Genomic DNA, 15,017 nt, shown 5'->3' with positions numbered 1-15,017 from the left:
GAGGCCATGCGCACGTTCCTCCTCGCTCTGGTTTCCCTGGCCTTCGTTGGCTGCTCCCAGAACAGCTCGCTTCCCCCGCTGGTTGCGGGCGCGCGGGCCAACTCCCTGGCGGGGGCTCCCGCGGAGACGAAGCCCGAATGGGGCGCTCCGCTGACGTTCCAGGTCAAGCGCTACCCGGGCGGTGAGCCGTACAGCGTGGTGAGCGACCGCGGCAGCGTGGTGCTGCTGGATGTGTGGGCCACCTGGTGCGAGCCGTGTCGGGATGCGCTGCCGATCTACGAGCAGCTCGCCAAGGAGTACGGCGCGAAGGGCCTCAAGGTGTACGCGCTCAACGTGGACGAGGATGAGCGCGCCATCCCCCCCTTCCTGGAGGAGACGAAGGTGAACCTCCCCATCCTCCTGGACGCCAACGCGCAGGTGGCCGAGAAGACGCTGAGCGTGAAGCTGATGCCCACCACCTTCCTGGTGGACCGTCAGGGCGTGGTGCGCTTCGTCCACGAGGGCTTCGCGGAGGAGTTCCTCCAGAAGTACCAGACGCAGATCGAACAGCTCCTCGCCGAACGCGCGGAGTGAGGGGAAGGGCCATGGAGCAGGAGACGCCCGCGGCGCTGCGCCGCACCGCGGAGGAGGGCGCTCGGCTGGCCGGCCGCATCCTCGCCGAGCGCTTTCAGGGCGAGCGCACCATCGAGTTCAAGCGCAGCGGCATCGATCTGGTCACCGACGCGGACAAGGCCTCCGAGGAGGCGCTGCTGAAGTTCCTGCGTGAGCGCTACCCGGGCCACGCCATCCTCGCGGAGGAGAGCGGCGCCTCCCAGGGCACGGGCCTGCGCTGGCTCATCGACCCGCTGGATGGCACGACGAACTACGCCCACCGCGTGCCGCACTTCTGCGTGAGCATCGCGGTGGATGGGCCCGACGGCGTGCTGGCGGGCGCCGTGTATGACCCGATGCTGGACGAGCTCTTCTCCGCGGCGCGCGGGCAGGGGGCCACGCTCAACGGCCAGCCGCTCAAGGCGAGTGACACCACCCAGCTGGAGCGGGCGCTCCTCTGCACGGGCTTCCCGTACGATGTGCGTGAGCGTCCCGAGGGGCCGGTGGGCCTCTTCAACCGCTTCATCCGCCGCGCGCAGGGCATCCGCCGTACGGGCAGTGCGGCGCTGGACCTGGCCTACGTGGCGGCGGGCCGCTTCGATGGCTTCTTCGAGTTCCGCCTCAAGCCCTGGGACATTGCCGCGGGCGCGCTGCTGGTGATGGAGGCGGGCGGGGTGATGACGCTGATGGACGGCTCGCCCTTCGACGTGATGCGTGGGGACGTGCTGGCAAGCGCGCCAGGGCTGGCGGACAAGCTTCACACGGAGTGCGGAGAGTTCCTCAAGGACCTGGGGTGGTCCTGAGGGACCCTCTCCTGAGAGGACTGTCAACCATAGTACGTTAACGGGGAATGCCTCCCGTTCTGCCCGTGCTGCCTGTTCCGGGCTCCCTTGTCGCCCATCGATTCATGCTCCAGCGCCCGGCGGGCTTTGGCGGCATGGGCTCTGTCTTCCTGGCGCAAGATGAGCTCTCCGGGCAGCCCGTGGCGCTCAAGCTGCTCCATGCCCAGGGCAGCGCGGATTCGGTCCGCCGCTTCGCTCGCGAGGCACGGCTGTTGGCCTCGCTGCGTCATCCAGGCATCGTCTCCTACGTGGCCCATGGCCTCACGGAGGAGGGCCAGCCCTTCCTCGCCATGGAGTGGCTGGAGGGAGAGGACCTCGCCCAGCGGCTGCTCCACAAGCCCTTGAGCCTCTCCGAGTCCCTACAGTTGCTGCGGCGAGCCTCGGAGGCCCTGGCCGTCGCGCATGCCCAGGGCATCATCCATCGCGACATCAAGCCCTCGAACCTCTTCCTGCGCGCGGGCCAGCCGCACGATGTGGTGCTGTTGGACTTCGGCCTCGCGCACCTCCACACCGCCTCCCAGCCGCTCACGGGCAGCGCCGCGGTGATGGGAACTCCGGGCTACATGGCGCCCGAGCAGGCCTCGAGCCTCGACACGCTCACCCCTCGCGCCGACATCTTCTCCCTGGGGTGTGTGCTCTATGAGTGCCTCTCGGGCCAGGCTCCGTTCCGCGCGCCCCATGTGGCCGCCGTGCTGGCCCGGATCCTCTTCTCCGAGCCGGTGCCGCTGCGCACCCTGAGGCCGGAGCTGCCCACCTCGCTCCAAGCCCTGGTGGAGCGGATGTTGTCCAAGGCGCCCAGGCCTCGGCCCGCGGATGCGCGGCACCTGCTGCGCGCGATGGAGGCCCTGGAGGCTCCCTTCGAGTTGCCTCCGCCTCGGGTGACGCGCCCGGCGCTGCCCGCGCAGCCTTCCACGGTCTCGATGCCTCCCGAGCCGCCGCACCCCGAGCAGCACCTGGTGAGCGTGCTGCTGGCCACGCCTCGCTCCTCCCTCCGGGAGTCACCCACGCTCAACCTGGACGAGGAGGCCCGGGCGCGGCAGCACCTCCTCGCGTTGCTGAACGAGCTCCAGCTTCACAGTGCACAGGCCGCCTTGCTGGCCGATGGCTCTCTGGTGGCCACCTTCGTCCTGGAGCGTGGCTCGGCCAATGATCAGGCCTCCCTGGCCGCGCACTGCGCGCTGTCCGTCCGGGAGCGCTGGCCGGACAGCTTCGTGGCGCTCACCACCGGCCTGAGCCTGCGCGATCGTCTCCTGCCCGCGGGAGAGGCGGTCGACAAGGCCAGCGAGCTGCTCCACCTCCAGAAGACCCACGCCCTGGTCTCCGATGCCTCGGTGCTGGTGGATGACACCACGGCGGGCCTGTTGGGCGCGCGGTTCCAGATGGAGCGGGCCTCCTCGAGCCGCTTCCTGCTGCGCTGCGAAAACCTGGAAGCGGATGAGTCCCGTCCGCTGCTGGGCCGGCCCACCCCCTGCGTCGGTCGTGAGCAGGAGCTGGCCCTCCTGGAGCTGGCGTTCACCAGCTGCGTGGAGGACTCCGCCTCTCGCGTCCTGCTGATCACCGCTCCGGCGGGGATGGGCAAGTCCCGCCTGCGCCATGAGCTGCTGCGGCGCCTGGAGCGCCACGCCCGGCCACCGCTCATGCTGCTGGGGCGGGGTGAGCCCATGAACACCAGCACGGCCCATGGCCTGCTGGGACAGGCGGTGCGCCGGCTCTGCGAGGTGGTGGATGGCGAGCCGTTGGAGGTGCGCCGAGCCAGACTGGCCCAGCGGCTGACGCGTCACCTGCCTGCCTCGCTGCACAAGGAAGTCACCGAGTTCCTGGGCGAGCTGTGCGCCATTCCCTTCCCCTCGGAGGACAACCCCCGGCTGCGCGCGGCCCGGGAGGATCCCCAGTTGATGAGCGCCCTGGTGACACGGGCGCTGGTCGTCTGGCTCAGGGCCGAGTGTGCCCAGGGGGCGGTGCTGTGGATGCTGGAGGATCTGCACTGGAGCGATGGGCCCAGCATCAAGCTGATGGAGGAGGTGCTGCGAGAGTTCTCCGAGCAGCCGCTCATGGTGCTGGCTCTGGCACGGCCCGAGGTGAAGAAGCTGTTCCCGGAGCTGTGGGGGCGGAGCGCTCAGGAGGTCTCGCTGCGGGGCCTGAGTCAGAAGGCCTGCGCCCGGCTGGTGCATGAGGTGCTCGGGCCCCAGGTGCCAGAGGACGTGGTGGCACGCCTGGTGGGGCTGGCCGCTGGCAATGCCCTGTTCCTGGAAGAGCTGATTCGTGGGGTGGCGGAAGGGCAGGGCGAGGAACCTCCCGGCTCGGTGCTGGCCATGCTCCAGTCGCGCCTGCAGCGCCTGGAGCCGGAGGCGAGGCGCGTGGTGCAGGCCGCCAGCATCTTCGGGCGCACCTTCTGGGCGGGAGGGGTGGGGGCGCTGCTAGCACCTGACTTCTCCTCGGAGGAGCTGGCGCATTCGCTGCAACGCCTGGTGGAGCTGGAGGTGGTGCAGCCCCAGGCTTGCAGCCGCTTCTCGGCGGAGGTCGAGTACCGCTTCCACCATGCCTTGGTGCGCGATGCCGCCGCCAGCCTCGTGCCCGACAGCCTCCGCTTCAGCTGGCACCAGCGGGCCGGTGAGTGGCTGGAGTCCGCCGGCGAGTCCGAGCCCCTGGTGCTGGCAGAGCATTACAAGCTCGGTGGACAGAAGCAGAAGGCGCTCCAGTTCTTCACCCGGGCCTGCAAGCAGAACTGCGAGCGGCAGCGCACGGACATGCAAGGGGCCCTGAAGTGTCTGAAGGCCGCGCTGGACTGTGAGCCCACGGACCAGGCCCTCATTGAGCTCCAGGTGCTGGAGGCGGAGATCTCCTTCTGGACGGAGGACTTCGAGCGCACCATCGCGGTGGGCCGCGAGGTTCTCCCCAAGCTGGCCGAGGGCAGCGCCTCATGGATTCAGGTGGTGGGCAACCTCATCATCATGAACGCCAAGAGCGGTCGCACCCAGGAGGCGGTCGCGCTGGGGCACCAGCTGTTGGGCATCGAGCCCGCGCCCGAGGCCGTGGCCGTCTACTGCGAGGCGATCGCTCACTTCTGTGTCCTGTACCAATGGACCGGCCAGCGAAACGAGGCTCTGCGCGTCCTGGAGCGCATGGGCCAGATGGCGAGGAAATACCCAGGGCCTGACAGCTTCGCCCACGCATGGTGGCACGCAGGGCAGGGCTCCTTCGCGTACTACTTCGATGCCCGTCCCTGGTGGTGTCAGGTCGCGTCGGAAGAGGGGATGAAGGCATTCGACACGCTCGGCACGGAGCGGCAGGAGTTCGTCGCGCGCACCGTATGCGGGCTGGGGTTGGCGGCGTTGGGCGAGCTGTCCAGGGCCGTGCAGGTGATGAGGGAGGGACTGGAGAGGGCCAGGTACTTCGATCAGGCCGATACCTGGCTCCATGTCCACCTGGCCCTGGTGTTATCCGGGAGCGCCGAGCCCACCCACCACGAGGAGGCCCGGCGCATGGCGCTCCACGCACGGGAGACGCAGCGAACGAGCCCGATGCACCGGGGCCTCGCCGCCCTGGCGCTCGCACGGGTGGCCCTCGCGCAGGACCTGCCCTCCGACGCCGAGGAGTGGGCCCGCGAGGCGTGCGAGTTGTTGAGCGCGCTCAGCACCTACCAGCTCCTCGCGCGCACCTGCCGGAGCACGGCGCTACTGGCGCGAGGGCGTGCCCTGGAGGCGCGGGGCGAGGCGGAGCAGGGCATGCGCGCCCTGGAGCGGACGGGCAGAGCGGGCGTGGCCTCCGTGGGCCTCTGCCTGGCCCTGTTCCAGGCCTGTCACGCACAGAGGGATGAGGAGGCGGCGGAAGAGGCCCTGCGCCTGGCCATGGAGTGTCTGCACCAGCGGGCGAGAGACCTTCCGGACGCGGCCACCCGCGAGCGCTTCCTGTGCCACGTGCCCGAGAACGCCCGCGTGCTCCACCTGGCCCGTCAGCGCTGGGGCGCGAGCATGGAAGGCTGCTCCGCCTAGAAGAAGCTCTCCGGCACGAAGACGATGTCGCCGGGCTGGAGCAGGAAGTTCTTCTCCCGCCCCACACCGATGTCCTCCACCGGCACGCGGATCTTCCGCTCCTGGCCTTCCACCAGCCGCGTCACGTTGGTGCTGTTCTTGGCGGCCAGCTTGGTGAAGCCGCCCGCCAGGGTGACGGCCTGGATGATCGTCATCTCCCCCTCGTACGGGAACGTGCCCGGCTTCTGCACCTCGCCGAAGACGAAGATCTTCTTCGAGTTGTACTCGCGGATCAGCACCGACACCTGGGGCCTGCGCACGTAGCGCCCCAGGCACTCGCGCAGCGAGTCGGCCGCCGTGCTCGAAGTGCGGCCCGCCAGCTCCACCTTGCCGCACAGCGGGTAGTCGATCGTGCCCTCGGGCGACACGCGCCAGATGCCCGAGTGGTCCGGCTCCTGGAAGACGCGCACCTCCACCAGGTCCCCCGGGCCCAGGGTGTTGCTCGTCGCCGGCACCGAGCGGGCCTCCTCCGCCGTGGGCAGGGGCAGGTCCGGTGTCGGCGCGGCCGAGCGGCACGCGGGTGCCGCCGCGATCAGCAGGGCAAGCAGCAGGGCGGGAGGGGTTCTCATCGGCGGGGCTCAGTACACCAGGGTCAGCCGAAGGTAGACTTCGTGGCGCGTGTAGTTCAGGCCCGTGCCCTCGATCGAGGACGACCGCGTGCTCAGCAAGTAGCCCGCCGCGCCCACAAGCCACGGCTTGAACTGGTACTCCGGCCCGAGGTCCACGCTCACCAGCGTGTCGGAGCGAGGCGCCGTCGCGGTGTAGAAGCCCAGGAAGTCGGCCGCCAGGTACCCATGCATCACCAGCTTGCCGCCGAACAGCGCCCGCGCCTCCACATAACCCCGATCATTGCGGTACAGCCCATAGGCGGCCACTGGGTTGAGCGTGCGGTAGTAGCCGCCCTTGAACGTCATCGTCGGGCTGTAGAGGTAGGTGCCCTCGAGCTGCGCCAGGAAGGTGTTGCCCCCCGTGGAGCCGAAGTTGAAGCCCCAGCCCACCTTGGCGGTGACGGCGATCTTCGGAGACACCAGGCCCGCCAGCCCCGCCATGCTGCGCAGGAGCAGCGCATCCGGGTTGTCCCCTTGGAAGTAGTTGCGCAGGTCCAGGTCCACATCCAGCACCAGCGCCGTCTTCGGCAGGAAGCGCCAGCGCCCATCCACCCCCGCGTGCAGGTTGTTGTAGTCGAAGGCGTCCACCGTGTCGGGATCACACACGCCCTCCTCGCACCCCACCGGCACGGCCAGGCCGATGGGCGAGAAGAACTCCACCGCCCAGGCCAGCTCGGGGGTGATCTCCACCGCGCCGCCACCGGGCCGGTAGGGCATCTTGGCGCGCAGCTCGTTGAAGAGCGACAGCACCCCCGCGCCCAGCGCCACGTTGCGCGTCTGGTCCGAGCGGATGAACTGGTCGGACAGCACGAAGCTCAACGGCGCTTCGGGGTTGAAGTGGGCCGAGATGTCCGCCGCCCCCTCCAGGTGCGAGCCGTACGTCGACTGGGGCTCCAAGAGCCCCGTGTAGAGCACGTACTCCAGCCGCGCCGACGCGTTGAAGGTGAGCTTGGAGGAGGGCACGTCCAGCTTCAGCCCGGGCCGCAGCCGCAGCACCATCTCGCTCGAGGGGCCCTCTTCGAGATCATTCGGCTCGGGCGTGGCTTCGTTCAGGAAGTAGCCCACGCCCGTGTCCAGCCGCGTCTCCAGGTCGAAGAAGGGGTGCAGCCGCCCTTCTCCCACCTTGAAGCCGTTGCCGCCCGTGGGCACAGGCGGAGTCTGCGCCCCGACCACGGCGGGACCCAGCATCCCCAATACCAGCACGCACAGAGCCCAGCACTTGTTGCCAGACTGCGTCATGAGTCGGACGATCACGCCGGCACGCCGGCTACCTTTCCCTACCGCTGACTGGGGCCCTGAGGGGGGTCATAACACGCACCCCTCCGACCCCCGCACAAATTTCTTGGACACCGTCCGGCCTGGTGGGTAACGAAACCCGCGCCAACCTACAGGGTGGGACTGGCGGGGGGCGGACGGACGACGACGTCGCCCGGCGGGGGCGGCTTGGTCGGATCACCGCCGGGCAGGTCCCGGGGCTCCTCGACTTCGACGGAGAGGTTCTCGTCGGTGCGGAAGGCGAGCTGGCCGATGCACTCCTCGGTCTCCGAGCGCAGCTGGGACACCTTCTGCTGGGCGATCATCACCTTGGTGTACTCGTGCTCGGCGGAGGTCGTCTCCTTGCGGGCCACCGACTCCTGCAGCCCCACGTCCGCCTGCTCGGAGATGCGAAGCAGGCCCTTGATCTGGGTCAGCTTCTCGTTGACGCAGTTGAGCTTCACCACGTCCTTGGTGCGGCGGGCCTCCTCGAGCTTCTCGAGCACCTCGCGCAGCGCGGTGCGCATGCCGGCGATGGCCTTGGCGCTGCGCTCGAGCTTCTCCGGATCCGGCACCTCGCTGGCCTTCTGCAGCGAGGGCATGGGCGCAGCCGGAGGGGCCGCGGGCCTGGTGCCCTGAGCGGCGGCCCACCCCGCCACGAGCAGCACAGGCAGCAGTCCGACAATGCGCATACGCCGCGAGCGTAGAAGCGAGGGGCGGGGGTGTCAACGCACGAGGGGGCTCAGGCGTTGCCCGCAAGACGCGCGTTGGCCTCGCGCAGCCGGGCCGAGAGGATGCGCGCGATGTTGATGACGATGAAGGTGAAGCCGTCGCGGTGCGCCTGCCGGAAGCGCCCCAGCTCCTTCATGGTGAGCTGCAGCAGCTCCGCGTCCGTGCGCGCTCGCAGGGTGGCCGAGCGGTACTCCTTGTCAATGACGCTCATCTCCCCGAAGAAGGCTGGCGAGGTGAGCACGGTGATGGGGCGCACCGCGTCACCCTCGCGATGCACCACCTCCACCTCGCCCTTGACGATGACGAAGAGGCTGTCGCCCAGCGCTCCCTCCTCGAAGATGACCTCGCCGGCGGCGTAGCGGCGCTGCCCGGCGAGCTCGGCCAGGTGCGCCAGCTCTTCCTGGGAGAGCATCTCGAACAGCGGCGAAGCGGTGATGACGTCCAGCTTCTCCATGCTGCCCCTCTCTGGGAGCTACCCCGCGGGAGAGAAGACGAAGGGGTAGGCGACAGGCACTTCGTCGTCCGGCTTGAAGGGGAACACCCAGCTGCGGATGACGGTGCGGATGCAGCTGCCCACCGCGTCATTGCCCAGCGTGTTCTCCTCCACGTCGATGTTGCCGGTGCGGCCGGAGGGCATGATGCTGAAGCGCACCACCACCTTGCCCTTGAGGTTGGGGTTGCGCTTGAGCTCCTTCTCGTAGCAACCCTGGATGGCCTTCAGGCGCGCCTTCACGTAGCGCGTCAGCGCGTCGCGATCCACGTCCGAGCTCTCCACCTCGGGGGTCGAGTCGCTCACCCGTCCCGAGACAGCGGTCTCCTTCTTGGCGCCCAGGTCCACCTTGCCGCCGCCGCTGGTGCCCAGCTCGCCGATGCCGGCCACCTGGCCCGCGCCGCCGCCCTTGGGGCCTCCAGCGCCGATGGACTCCGCGGTGGCCACGCCCACGCCGCCGGCGCCCGCGAGCGCCTCGGCGATCTCTCCGCCGCCAGTGCTGCCGCCGAGCACGTCCGCGAACGCACCGCCGCTGCCGTCGCCCGAGGAGCCGAGGATCTTCAGCAGGCCCTTGCCGGACACCTTCTTGATGACCTCCGCCTTGCGCTCCGCGGGGTCGGCGGACTTGCTCTCGGCGGGCTTGGCCTCGCTCGGATCCTTCTTGTCCTCCTTGGCCTGCTGCTTCTCCTCGGCCTGGGGGGCCTCGGCCACCTGCTCCTGCTTGGGCGGCTGCTTGGGGATGATGTCGGCGCGGACGAAGCGGTCCTCCAGCTCGTCCAGCGTCAGCTCGGGCTCGGGCGGTGGCTGGGCGGCGAAGACGTAGGCGCCCCACGCGAAGTGCAGGAAGAGGGAGACGCCGAGGATGAGGAAGAAGGTGCGGTCCAGGCCCTTCCAGAAGCCGGCGGACACGTCCGGCGGCAGCTTGGGCTTGTCCGCCTCGGGCACGGGCGAGACGAACTGGAAGAAGAGGGTCAGGTCGCCCAGGTCCACCTTGCCGCGGGCGCTCTCCTGCAGGGGCAGCACGTAGTTGGTGCCGCGCTCCTGGGCCAGGCCCTGCTTGCGCAGCCGGTCGAAGTCCACGTCCGAGGAGCCCAGGTTCACCCGGCCCTGCATCGTGTCGTCGAAGACGAGCTGGTACTGGTTGTTGCGGTTCTCGAAGAGGGCGAACTTGGCCGGCAGGTCGTCGGAGGGCGGCAGGACGATGGTGTTCTTCGCGTCGTGGCCGATGGTGACGTCGTCCCGGAGGACGTGACGCTCCTCGAGGATGCGGTCGGCCTGGATGATGCCGACGCGCAACAACTTGCTGGGCTGGGACTGGGGTGAAGCCATGGTTTTCTGGGGCCGCCCTAGAAAGGTTGCTTGTCCACGCTCTGGACGACTTTGGGAACGAAGCTCTCGGGCCGGTTGAGCTCCTCGAAGTTCAGGTTCGAGCGCTGGAGGATGTAGAAGGCCTGGGGCTTCTGGATCTTTCCCTCGACGGTGAGGGCATCCAGGCGGATGACCTTCTTCTTCTTGGCACCCTGGGCGTCGCCCGAGTCCTGCGCGAGCGCGGGGGCGGCCATCATCAGAAGGAGTGCGAGGAAGGTGCGCATGGGCGGGGCCTCTACTTATCGTCGGAGGTCAGCTTACCCGAGCCCGGGGTAGGGGTGGCAGAGGGTGTGCTGGGAGGTGTGGACGTTTTGTCCGGTGTCGCCGTGGCGGTCGCCGGCTCGGAGGGCGAGGGGGCGGCCTGCTGGGCCTGCTTCGCCTCCTCCTCGGCCTTCTTGCGGTCCTCTTCGGCCTTCTGGGCCTTGCGGAGCTGATCGCGCTTCTCTCGCTCGCGCCGACGCTCTTCCTTGTCGATGCCCTTCTGGGCGTCCTTGACGTACTGCTCCACGCGCTCGTCCTTGCCCCCCTTGCCCTTGTACTGCTCGAACCAGGTGATGGCCGCCTTGAAGCGCTCCAGGGTGTCCATGCCCTGCGGCTCCAGGTCGAGGTAGAGGATGGCGAGGTTGAAGTAGGTGTCGGCCAGCTGGGGCTGGAGCTTGATGACCTGCCCGTACTCGTCCTTGGCGCGGACGAAATCCCCGGTGCCCCGGTAGGCGTTGCCCAGGTTGAGCCGGGCGGAGGCGAAGTCCGGCGCGGAGCGCACGGCGGCCTCCAGCTCGGTGATGGCGGCTGGGTAGTCCTGGGCCTCGTTGAGCATGGCGCCGAAGTTGTTGCGCGCCTCGGCGAAGTCCGGGCGCAGCTGCGCGGCCTGCTTGAAGCTCTCCAGCGCCAGGGGGCGGGCCTTGAGGGCCAGCTGCACCAGGCCCAGCGCGTTGTGGGTGGCCGCGTCCTGCGTGTCGATGGCGCGGGCGTTCTCCAGCACCATGCGGGCCAGCTCGAACTTCTTCTCGCGGTAGTACACCTGCGCGAGCACCTGCATGGCCTTCACGTAGCGCTCCTCCACCTTGAGGGCGCGCTTGGCCTCGGTGGCGGCCGACTCCAGCTTCTGCTGGTGCAGCAGGGCCAGGGCCAGGGAGGTGCGCATGCTCGCGGAGTCGGCCTTGGCCTCCAGCTTCTGGCGCAGCTCGGCCTCGATGCGCGAGGCGCGGCCAGTGCGGCAGTAGAGCCGGGTGAGGAAGTCCCAGGCGGACTCCTGCTCGGGCTTGAGCTCCAGGGCCTTGCGGTAGGCGCGCTCAGCCTCCTCCGGTTTGCCCTTGCGCTCGCGCAGCACGCCCAGGTTCGTCCAGGCGTAGTCCAGCTTGGGGTTGGCCTCCAGCAGGGCCTCCAAGCCCCGCTCGGCGGCCTCCAGCTCTCCGCGTCGGGCGATCTCCACCGCGCGTTCGAAGTCTCCCCGCGCGCCCGTGGCCTGCGGCCGGGGAGGGGCAGGGCTCGGCTCGACCGAGGGCGTGGCCGATGGTGCGGGTACCGTCTTCACCACCTGGGCGCCGCCGGAGGTGGCAGGCTCGGAGGGGCGAGCGGCTCCCGGAGTGGGCGCGCTCTCCGTGGGCGCGGGGGTGCTCGTGGCGGCGCTCTCCGCCGGTGGAGGCGTGGGCGCGGGCTTGGGCGTGGAAGCGCAGGCGCCACCCAGCAGCAGGGCCAGGCAGGCGGTCAGCAGGCGGGACGCGCTCACTTGTCACCTCCACCACTGAGCTTCTGCGGGGCCTGTTCCTCGACGCGCTGCGGCCCGAGGAGGCTGCCCACCATGCCCTCGGGGTAGGTGCCCTCGAAGGCGATGGCCTCCTTGGGCTCCTTGAGCACGGGGTACTCCTTGGGGCGGAAGCGGTTGAGCGCCTCGAGCGTGCGCCGCGTCCACTCGTTGGAGACGCGGTTCTTGCGCGCCTCCTGGAGGGTGGTCGTGTAGCTCTCCACCGCCGCGTCCTCCAGGGTCGCCGTCTGCTGCGCGACCATGTCCTGGTAGGCCACCACGGCCTCCTCGCCCAGGCGCTTCACGTCCGCCGGCACGGGCGTCTCGATGACGGTGGTGGCGAAGCGCTCCAGGGCGTAGCCGCGCCGGTAGAGGGCCGCCAGCGTCCACTCCAGGCGCTTGTACGGGTAGACCTTGGCGTAGGCCTCGTTGACGGTCTTCACCGCGCTGCGCTTGGCGGTGAAGCTGCGCTCCAGCGCCTTGCCCGAGCCGCTGATCTTCAACTTGTCGAACGTCTGCAGCTCCAGCTCGGCGAGCTGGAAGCGGCTGTAGGCGGCCGCGTCTGCGGCCAGCGGTTGGGCATCCGGCTTGAGCTTGCGACGATCGAACTCATCGGCGGCGGCGGCCCACGCGCGCTCGGCCTCCTTCTCGTTTCCCAGCTTCTTGTGCGCATCGCCAATACGACGCTGGGCGTCCACCACCAGTTCCACCTGCGCGGGCTTCTTGGCGTACTTGTCGACGAACTCCTTGAGGGCGCGGATCTGCCCCCGCCAGTCCTCCTGCTTCTCGTAGATGAGGGCGGCGCGGTACTGGTTCTTCGGTGCGTCCTCGGCGTTGGGGAACAGGTCCGCGTAGCGCAGGAAGGCGCCGGCGGCCTCGGCGTAGCGCTGCTGGCCTTCGAGCAGGCGCGCGGCGTTGAAGAGCGCCGCCTCGCGGTTCTTCGAGGCCGGGTAGTCCTTCACCAGCTTCTGGTAGCTGACCACCGCCTTCTCGAAGTCGTAGGACTGCTCGGCGTTCACCGCCACGCGGAACAGCGCCGCGTCGGCCAGGGTGGAGGTGGGGTACTCGCGGAAGATGCGCTCGTACAGCTTGAGCGCCGAGTCGAATCGGCGGGTGTTCTCGTTGCAGACCGCGGCGTTGTTGAGCGCCTTGTCGGCGAACTCGTGGCGTGGCGCCTCGTCCACCAGGAGGATGTACTTCTTGGCGGCCTCCTCGTACTTGCCCTCGGCCATGAGCTGGTCGGCCAGCTTGAAGCGGCCGGCGAGCTTGAACTTCACCAGGTCCTTGTAGAGCTCACTGGACGGATCGATGACGTCCTTGTTCGCGGCGAGCCTGCCGCTGACCTCCTCGACGCTGCGCCAGTCCTTGTCGATGAGGAAGCTCTCCACGATGAAGTTGGTGGAGAACTTGGACACCTCGTTCTTCGGGTAGCTCTTCACGATGGCCTCGAAGCGCCGGCGCGCCTCGGGGAAGTCGTTGTGCGCGTAGAACAGCTCCGCGGCCTTGTAGGCCATGCCCGGGCTCTTCTCGTCCTGGGGCAGCAGCTTCACGTATGCATCCGAGGCCGACACCAGGTGGGCCTCGGTCGCCGCCAGGGGGATGACCTGCACGGCCTCGCCCTCGGGCCGCTCGGTGGAGCGCAGGGGCTTGTACTCCTTCACCGTGCCAGCCTTCAGGTCCGCCGCCAGTTGCTGCTGCCAGGAGGTGACGGCGCTGAAGGCCGCGTCCTTGCGGAACTTCTCGTCCAGCCGCGAGTCGCGCACCTCCTCGTAGTTGCGCGCCGCCAGCGCGAACTGGAACGAGTAGTAGAGGCACTCGGCGTAGTAGTACCGCATCTCGTACGAGCCCTTGGTGCGCGGGAAGCGCTCCAGATAGGCGCCGTAGGCGCGGGCGGCCACCTGGTAGCCCACCATGGCCTGCTCGAGCTTGCCCTCCTTGCTGAACACCTGCGCCTGCTGGTGGTGGTAGAGCGCGGTGTTGTAGAGGCTCTTCTCCGCCAGGTCGTCGGCGGTGGCCAGCACGTCCGGCTCGCCCGCGTGCTCCTTGTACCAGGCGCCGCCCGGCGCATAGACCTCGGCCAGCTGGGACGCCGCGGCGTAGGACTCGGCCATCTTCCGGTCCCGCTCGTACGCCTGGACGATCTTCTGCTGGACCTGCGGCGCGTCCTTGGCCAGCGGATCCTTCTGTAGCACCACCTGGTACGCCTCGATGGCGGCGGTGTGGTTCGTCTGGTCGAACCAGACATTGCCCAGGCGCCGGTAGACCTCCGCCTCGTAGGGACGCGCGCCCCGCTGGGAGAACAGGGCCTGGGCCTTGGCCATGCCGCCCCAGGTCTCATCCGCCAGCGAGATGGCCACGTACTGGAGCGCCTCCTCGCGCAGGTCTCCGCCGCCGCCCTCCTCGCCCTGGAGCTCCTTCTGCGCCTCGTAGAAGTCGGCGAGCGTGAGGAACTTCTCGACCGCGTCGTCGAAGCGGTCCAGGCGGTAGTACGTCCACCCCAGCTTGTAGAGCGCCTTGTCGTAGAGCGGGTGGGTGGTGTCCTTCGTGGCGGCCTCGTACGCCTCGGCGGCCTTGGGCAGCGCGAACGGATCGCTGTAGGAATCGAACCAGTACTCGCCGATGCGCACCCAGGCCTCGGTGGCGAAGCGGCTCTTGGGGTAGCGGGCGATCAGCTCCTGGTACGTGGCCCGGCTCTCGTCGAACTGGTTCTGCTTCTCCTGGCAGTAGCCCAGCAGGTACCAGGCGGCGTCATTGAGCCGGTAGTCCGGGAAGTCGGCGATGAGCCGCCAGTACAGGGCGATGGACGGGGCGAAGTCCACCGCCGGCTCGGGTGGGGCCTCCGCGTTCTCGGCCAGCGCCCGGAGCTTCTCCTCGTGGGCGCGCAGGGCCGCCAGGTGCTGGTCGCTGGAGCGCTCGTAGTAGAGCTCCGCCAGGCGGAACATCACGTCCGGCGCGTAGCGCGGCTCCTTCGGGTAGCGGCGCAGGAACTCCTCGAAGCGGGCGATGGCGTCCAGGCGCTCCTTGCGCTCGGTGAGCTCCAGATCGCTGATGGCCTTCTCGTACGAGGAGGCCAGCGTGTTGCGCTTCTCCTCGTACTTGCGCTCCACCAGCAATTGCACCTCGCGCCGGTACTCGCGCGACTCCTCCTCATACGCCTGCATGGCGCGGCTGATGTCCTGCAGCAGCGCCTCCTCCTCGGGAGTGCGGCCCATGCCCTCCAGGTAGCGCCCCGGGGTGGGTTTGGGCGCGGACGAGGGCTTCGGCAGTGACGCGGCGCTCTCCTGCGTCGCGGCCGGCTGTTGGGCGGCGGCGAGCAGGGGCGTCAGCGTCAGCAGCGTGAGCAACAGGCGGCGCATC

11 protein-coding genes are annotated in these 15,017 nt (G+C 69.1%); 3 read left to right on the top strand and 8 right to left on the bottom strand.

Annotated elements, in window-relative coordinates:
* Positions 1-6 precede the first annotated feature (6 nt).
* From SYV04_RS21590 to SYV04_RS21580, 3 genes are read left to right on the top strand one after another with little or no spacing between them, the layout of a single operon-like run.
* Positions 7-573, top strand: coding sequence for a TlpA family protein disulfide reductase (locus SYV04_RS21590; protein WP_321547743.1), 567 nt, complete (start codon positions 7-9; stop codon positions 571-573).
* Between the two features lie 11 nt (positions 574-584).
* Complete coding sequence (locus SYV04_RS21585) at positions 585-1,394, top strand: inositol monophosphatase family protein (protein WP_321547742.1); 810 nt, start codon at positions 585-587, stop codon at positions 1,392-1,394.
* A gap of 47 nt (positions 1,395-1,441) precedes the next feature.
* A complete protein-coding gene (locus SYV04_RS21580) occupies positions 1,442-5,425 on the top strand; it encodes a serine/threonine-protein kinase (RefSeq protein ID WP_321547741.1) in 3,984 nt (1,327 codons plus the stop codon).
* Here the strand turns inward: SYV04_RS21580 and SYV04_RS21575 are convergent.
* The 8 genes from SYV04_RS21575 to SYV04_RS21540 all read right to left on the bottom strand — a co-directional run bounded on the left by SYV04_RS21575 (position 5,422) and on the right by SYV04_RS21540 (position 15,016).
* Complete coding sequence (locus SYV04_RS21575) at positions 5,422-6,033, bottom strand: polysaccharide biosynthesis/export family protein (RefSeq protein WP_321547740.1); 612 nt, start codon at positions 6,031-6,033, stop codon at positions 5,422-5,424. The genes SYV04_RS21580 and SYV04_RS21575 overlap by 4 nt on opposite strands.
* Positions 6,034-6,042: 9 nt before the next feature.
* Positions 6,043-7,326, bottom strand: a complete 1,284-nt coding sequence (locus tag SYV04_RS21570) for a hypothetical protein (protein ID WP_321547739.1) — start codon at positions 7,324-7,326, stop codon at positions 6,043-6,045.
* 131 nt (positions 7,327-7,457) lie between these two features.
* Positions 7,458-8,018 (bottom strand): hypothetical protein, encoded by a 561-nt coding sequence (locus SYV04_RS21565; protein WP_321547738.1) that lies wholly within the window; start codon positions 8,016-8,018, stop codon positions 7,458-7,460.
* Positions 8,019-8,068: 50 nt separating this feature from the next.
* The gene (locus tag SYV04_RS21560) at positions 8,069-8,512 is read right to left on the bottom strand and encodes a cyclic nucleotide-binding domain-containing protein (RefSeq protein ID WP_321547737.1); all 444 of its coding nucleotides are present in this window, start codon (positions 8,510-8,512) and stop codon (positions 8,069-8,071) included.
* An 18-nt stretch (positions 8,513-8,530) separates the two neighbouring features.
* On the bottom strand, positions 8,531-9,877 hold the full coding sequence (locus SYV04_RS21555; protein WP_321547736.1) for an AgmX/PglI C-terminal domain-containing protein: 1,347 nt from the start codon (positions 9,875-9,877) through the stop codon (positions 8,531-8,533).
* Between the two features lie 17 nt (positions 9,878-9,894).
* Positions 9,895-10,140 carry a hypothetical protein gene (locus SYV04_RS21550; RefSeq protein ID WP_321547735.1) on the bottom strand — a complete coding sequence of 82 codons (246 nt, stop codon included), beginning with the start codon at positions 10,138-10,140 and terminating at the stop codon, positions 9,895-9,897.
* Between the two features lie 11 nt (positions 10,141-10,151).
* Positions 10,152-11,645 (bottom strand): tetratricopeptide repeat protein, encoded by a 1,494-nt coding sequence (locus SYV04_RS21545; RefSeq protein ID WP_321547734.1) that lies wholly within the window; start codon positions 11,643-11,645, stop codon positions 10,152-10,154.
* Positions 11,642-15,016 (bottom strand): tetratricopeptide repeat protein, encoded by a 3,375-nt coding sequence (locus tag SYV04_RS21540; protein WP_321547733.1) that lies wholly within the window; start codon positions 15,014-15,016, stop codon positions 11,642-11,644. Before SYV04_RS21540 ends, SYV04_RS21545 begins: the two co-directional genes overlap by 4 nt.
* Between the last annotated feature and the right edge of the window lies 1 nt (position 15,017).

It is taken from the genome of Hyalangium ruber (genome assembly GCF_034259325.1).
In the GTDB taxonomy this organism is placed as follows: Bacteria; Myxococcota; Myxococcia; order Myxococcales; family Myxococcaceae; genus Hyalangium_A; species Hyalangium_A rubrum.
Note: the sequence above shows the minus strand (reverse complement) of the source record. Positions and strands in the feature narration are given on the sequence as shown.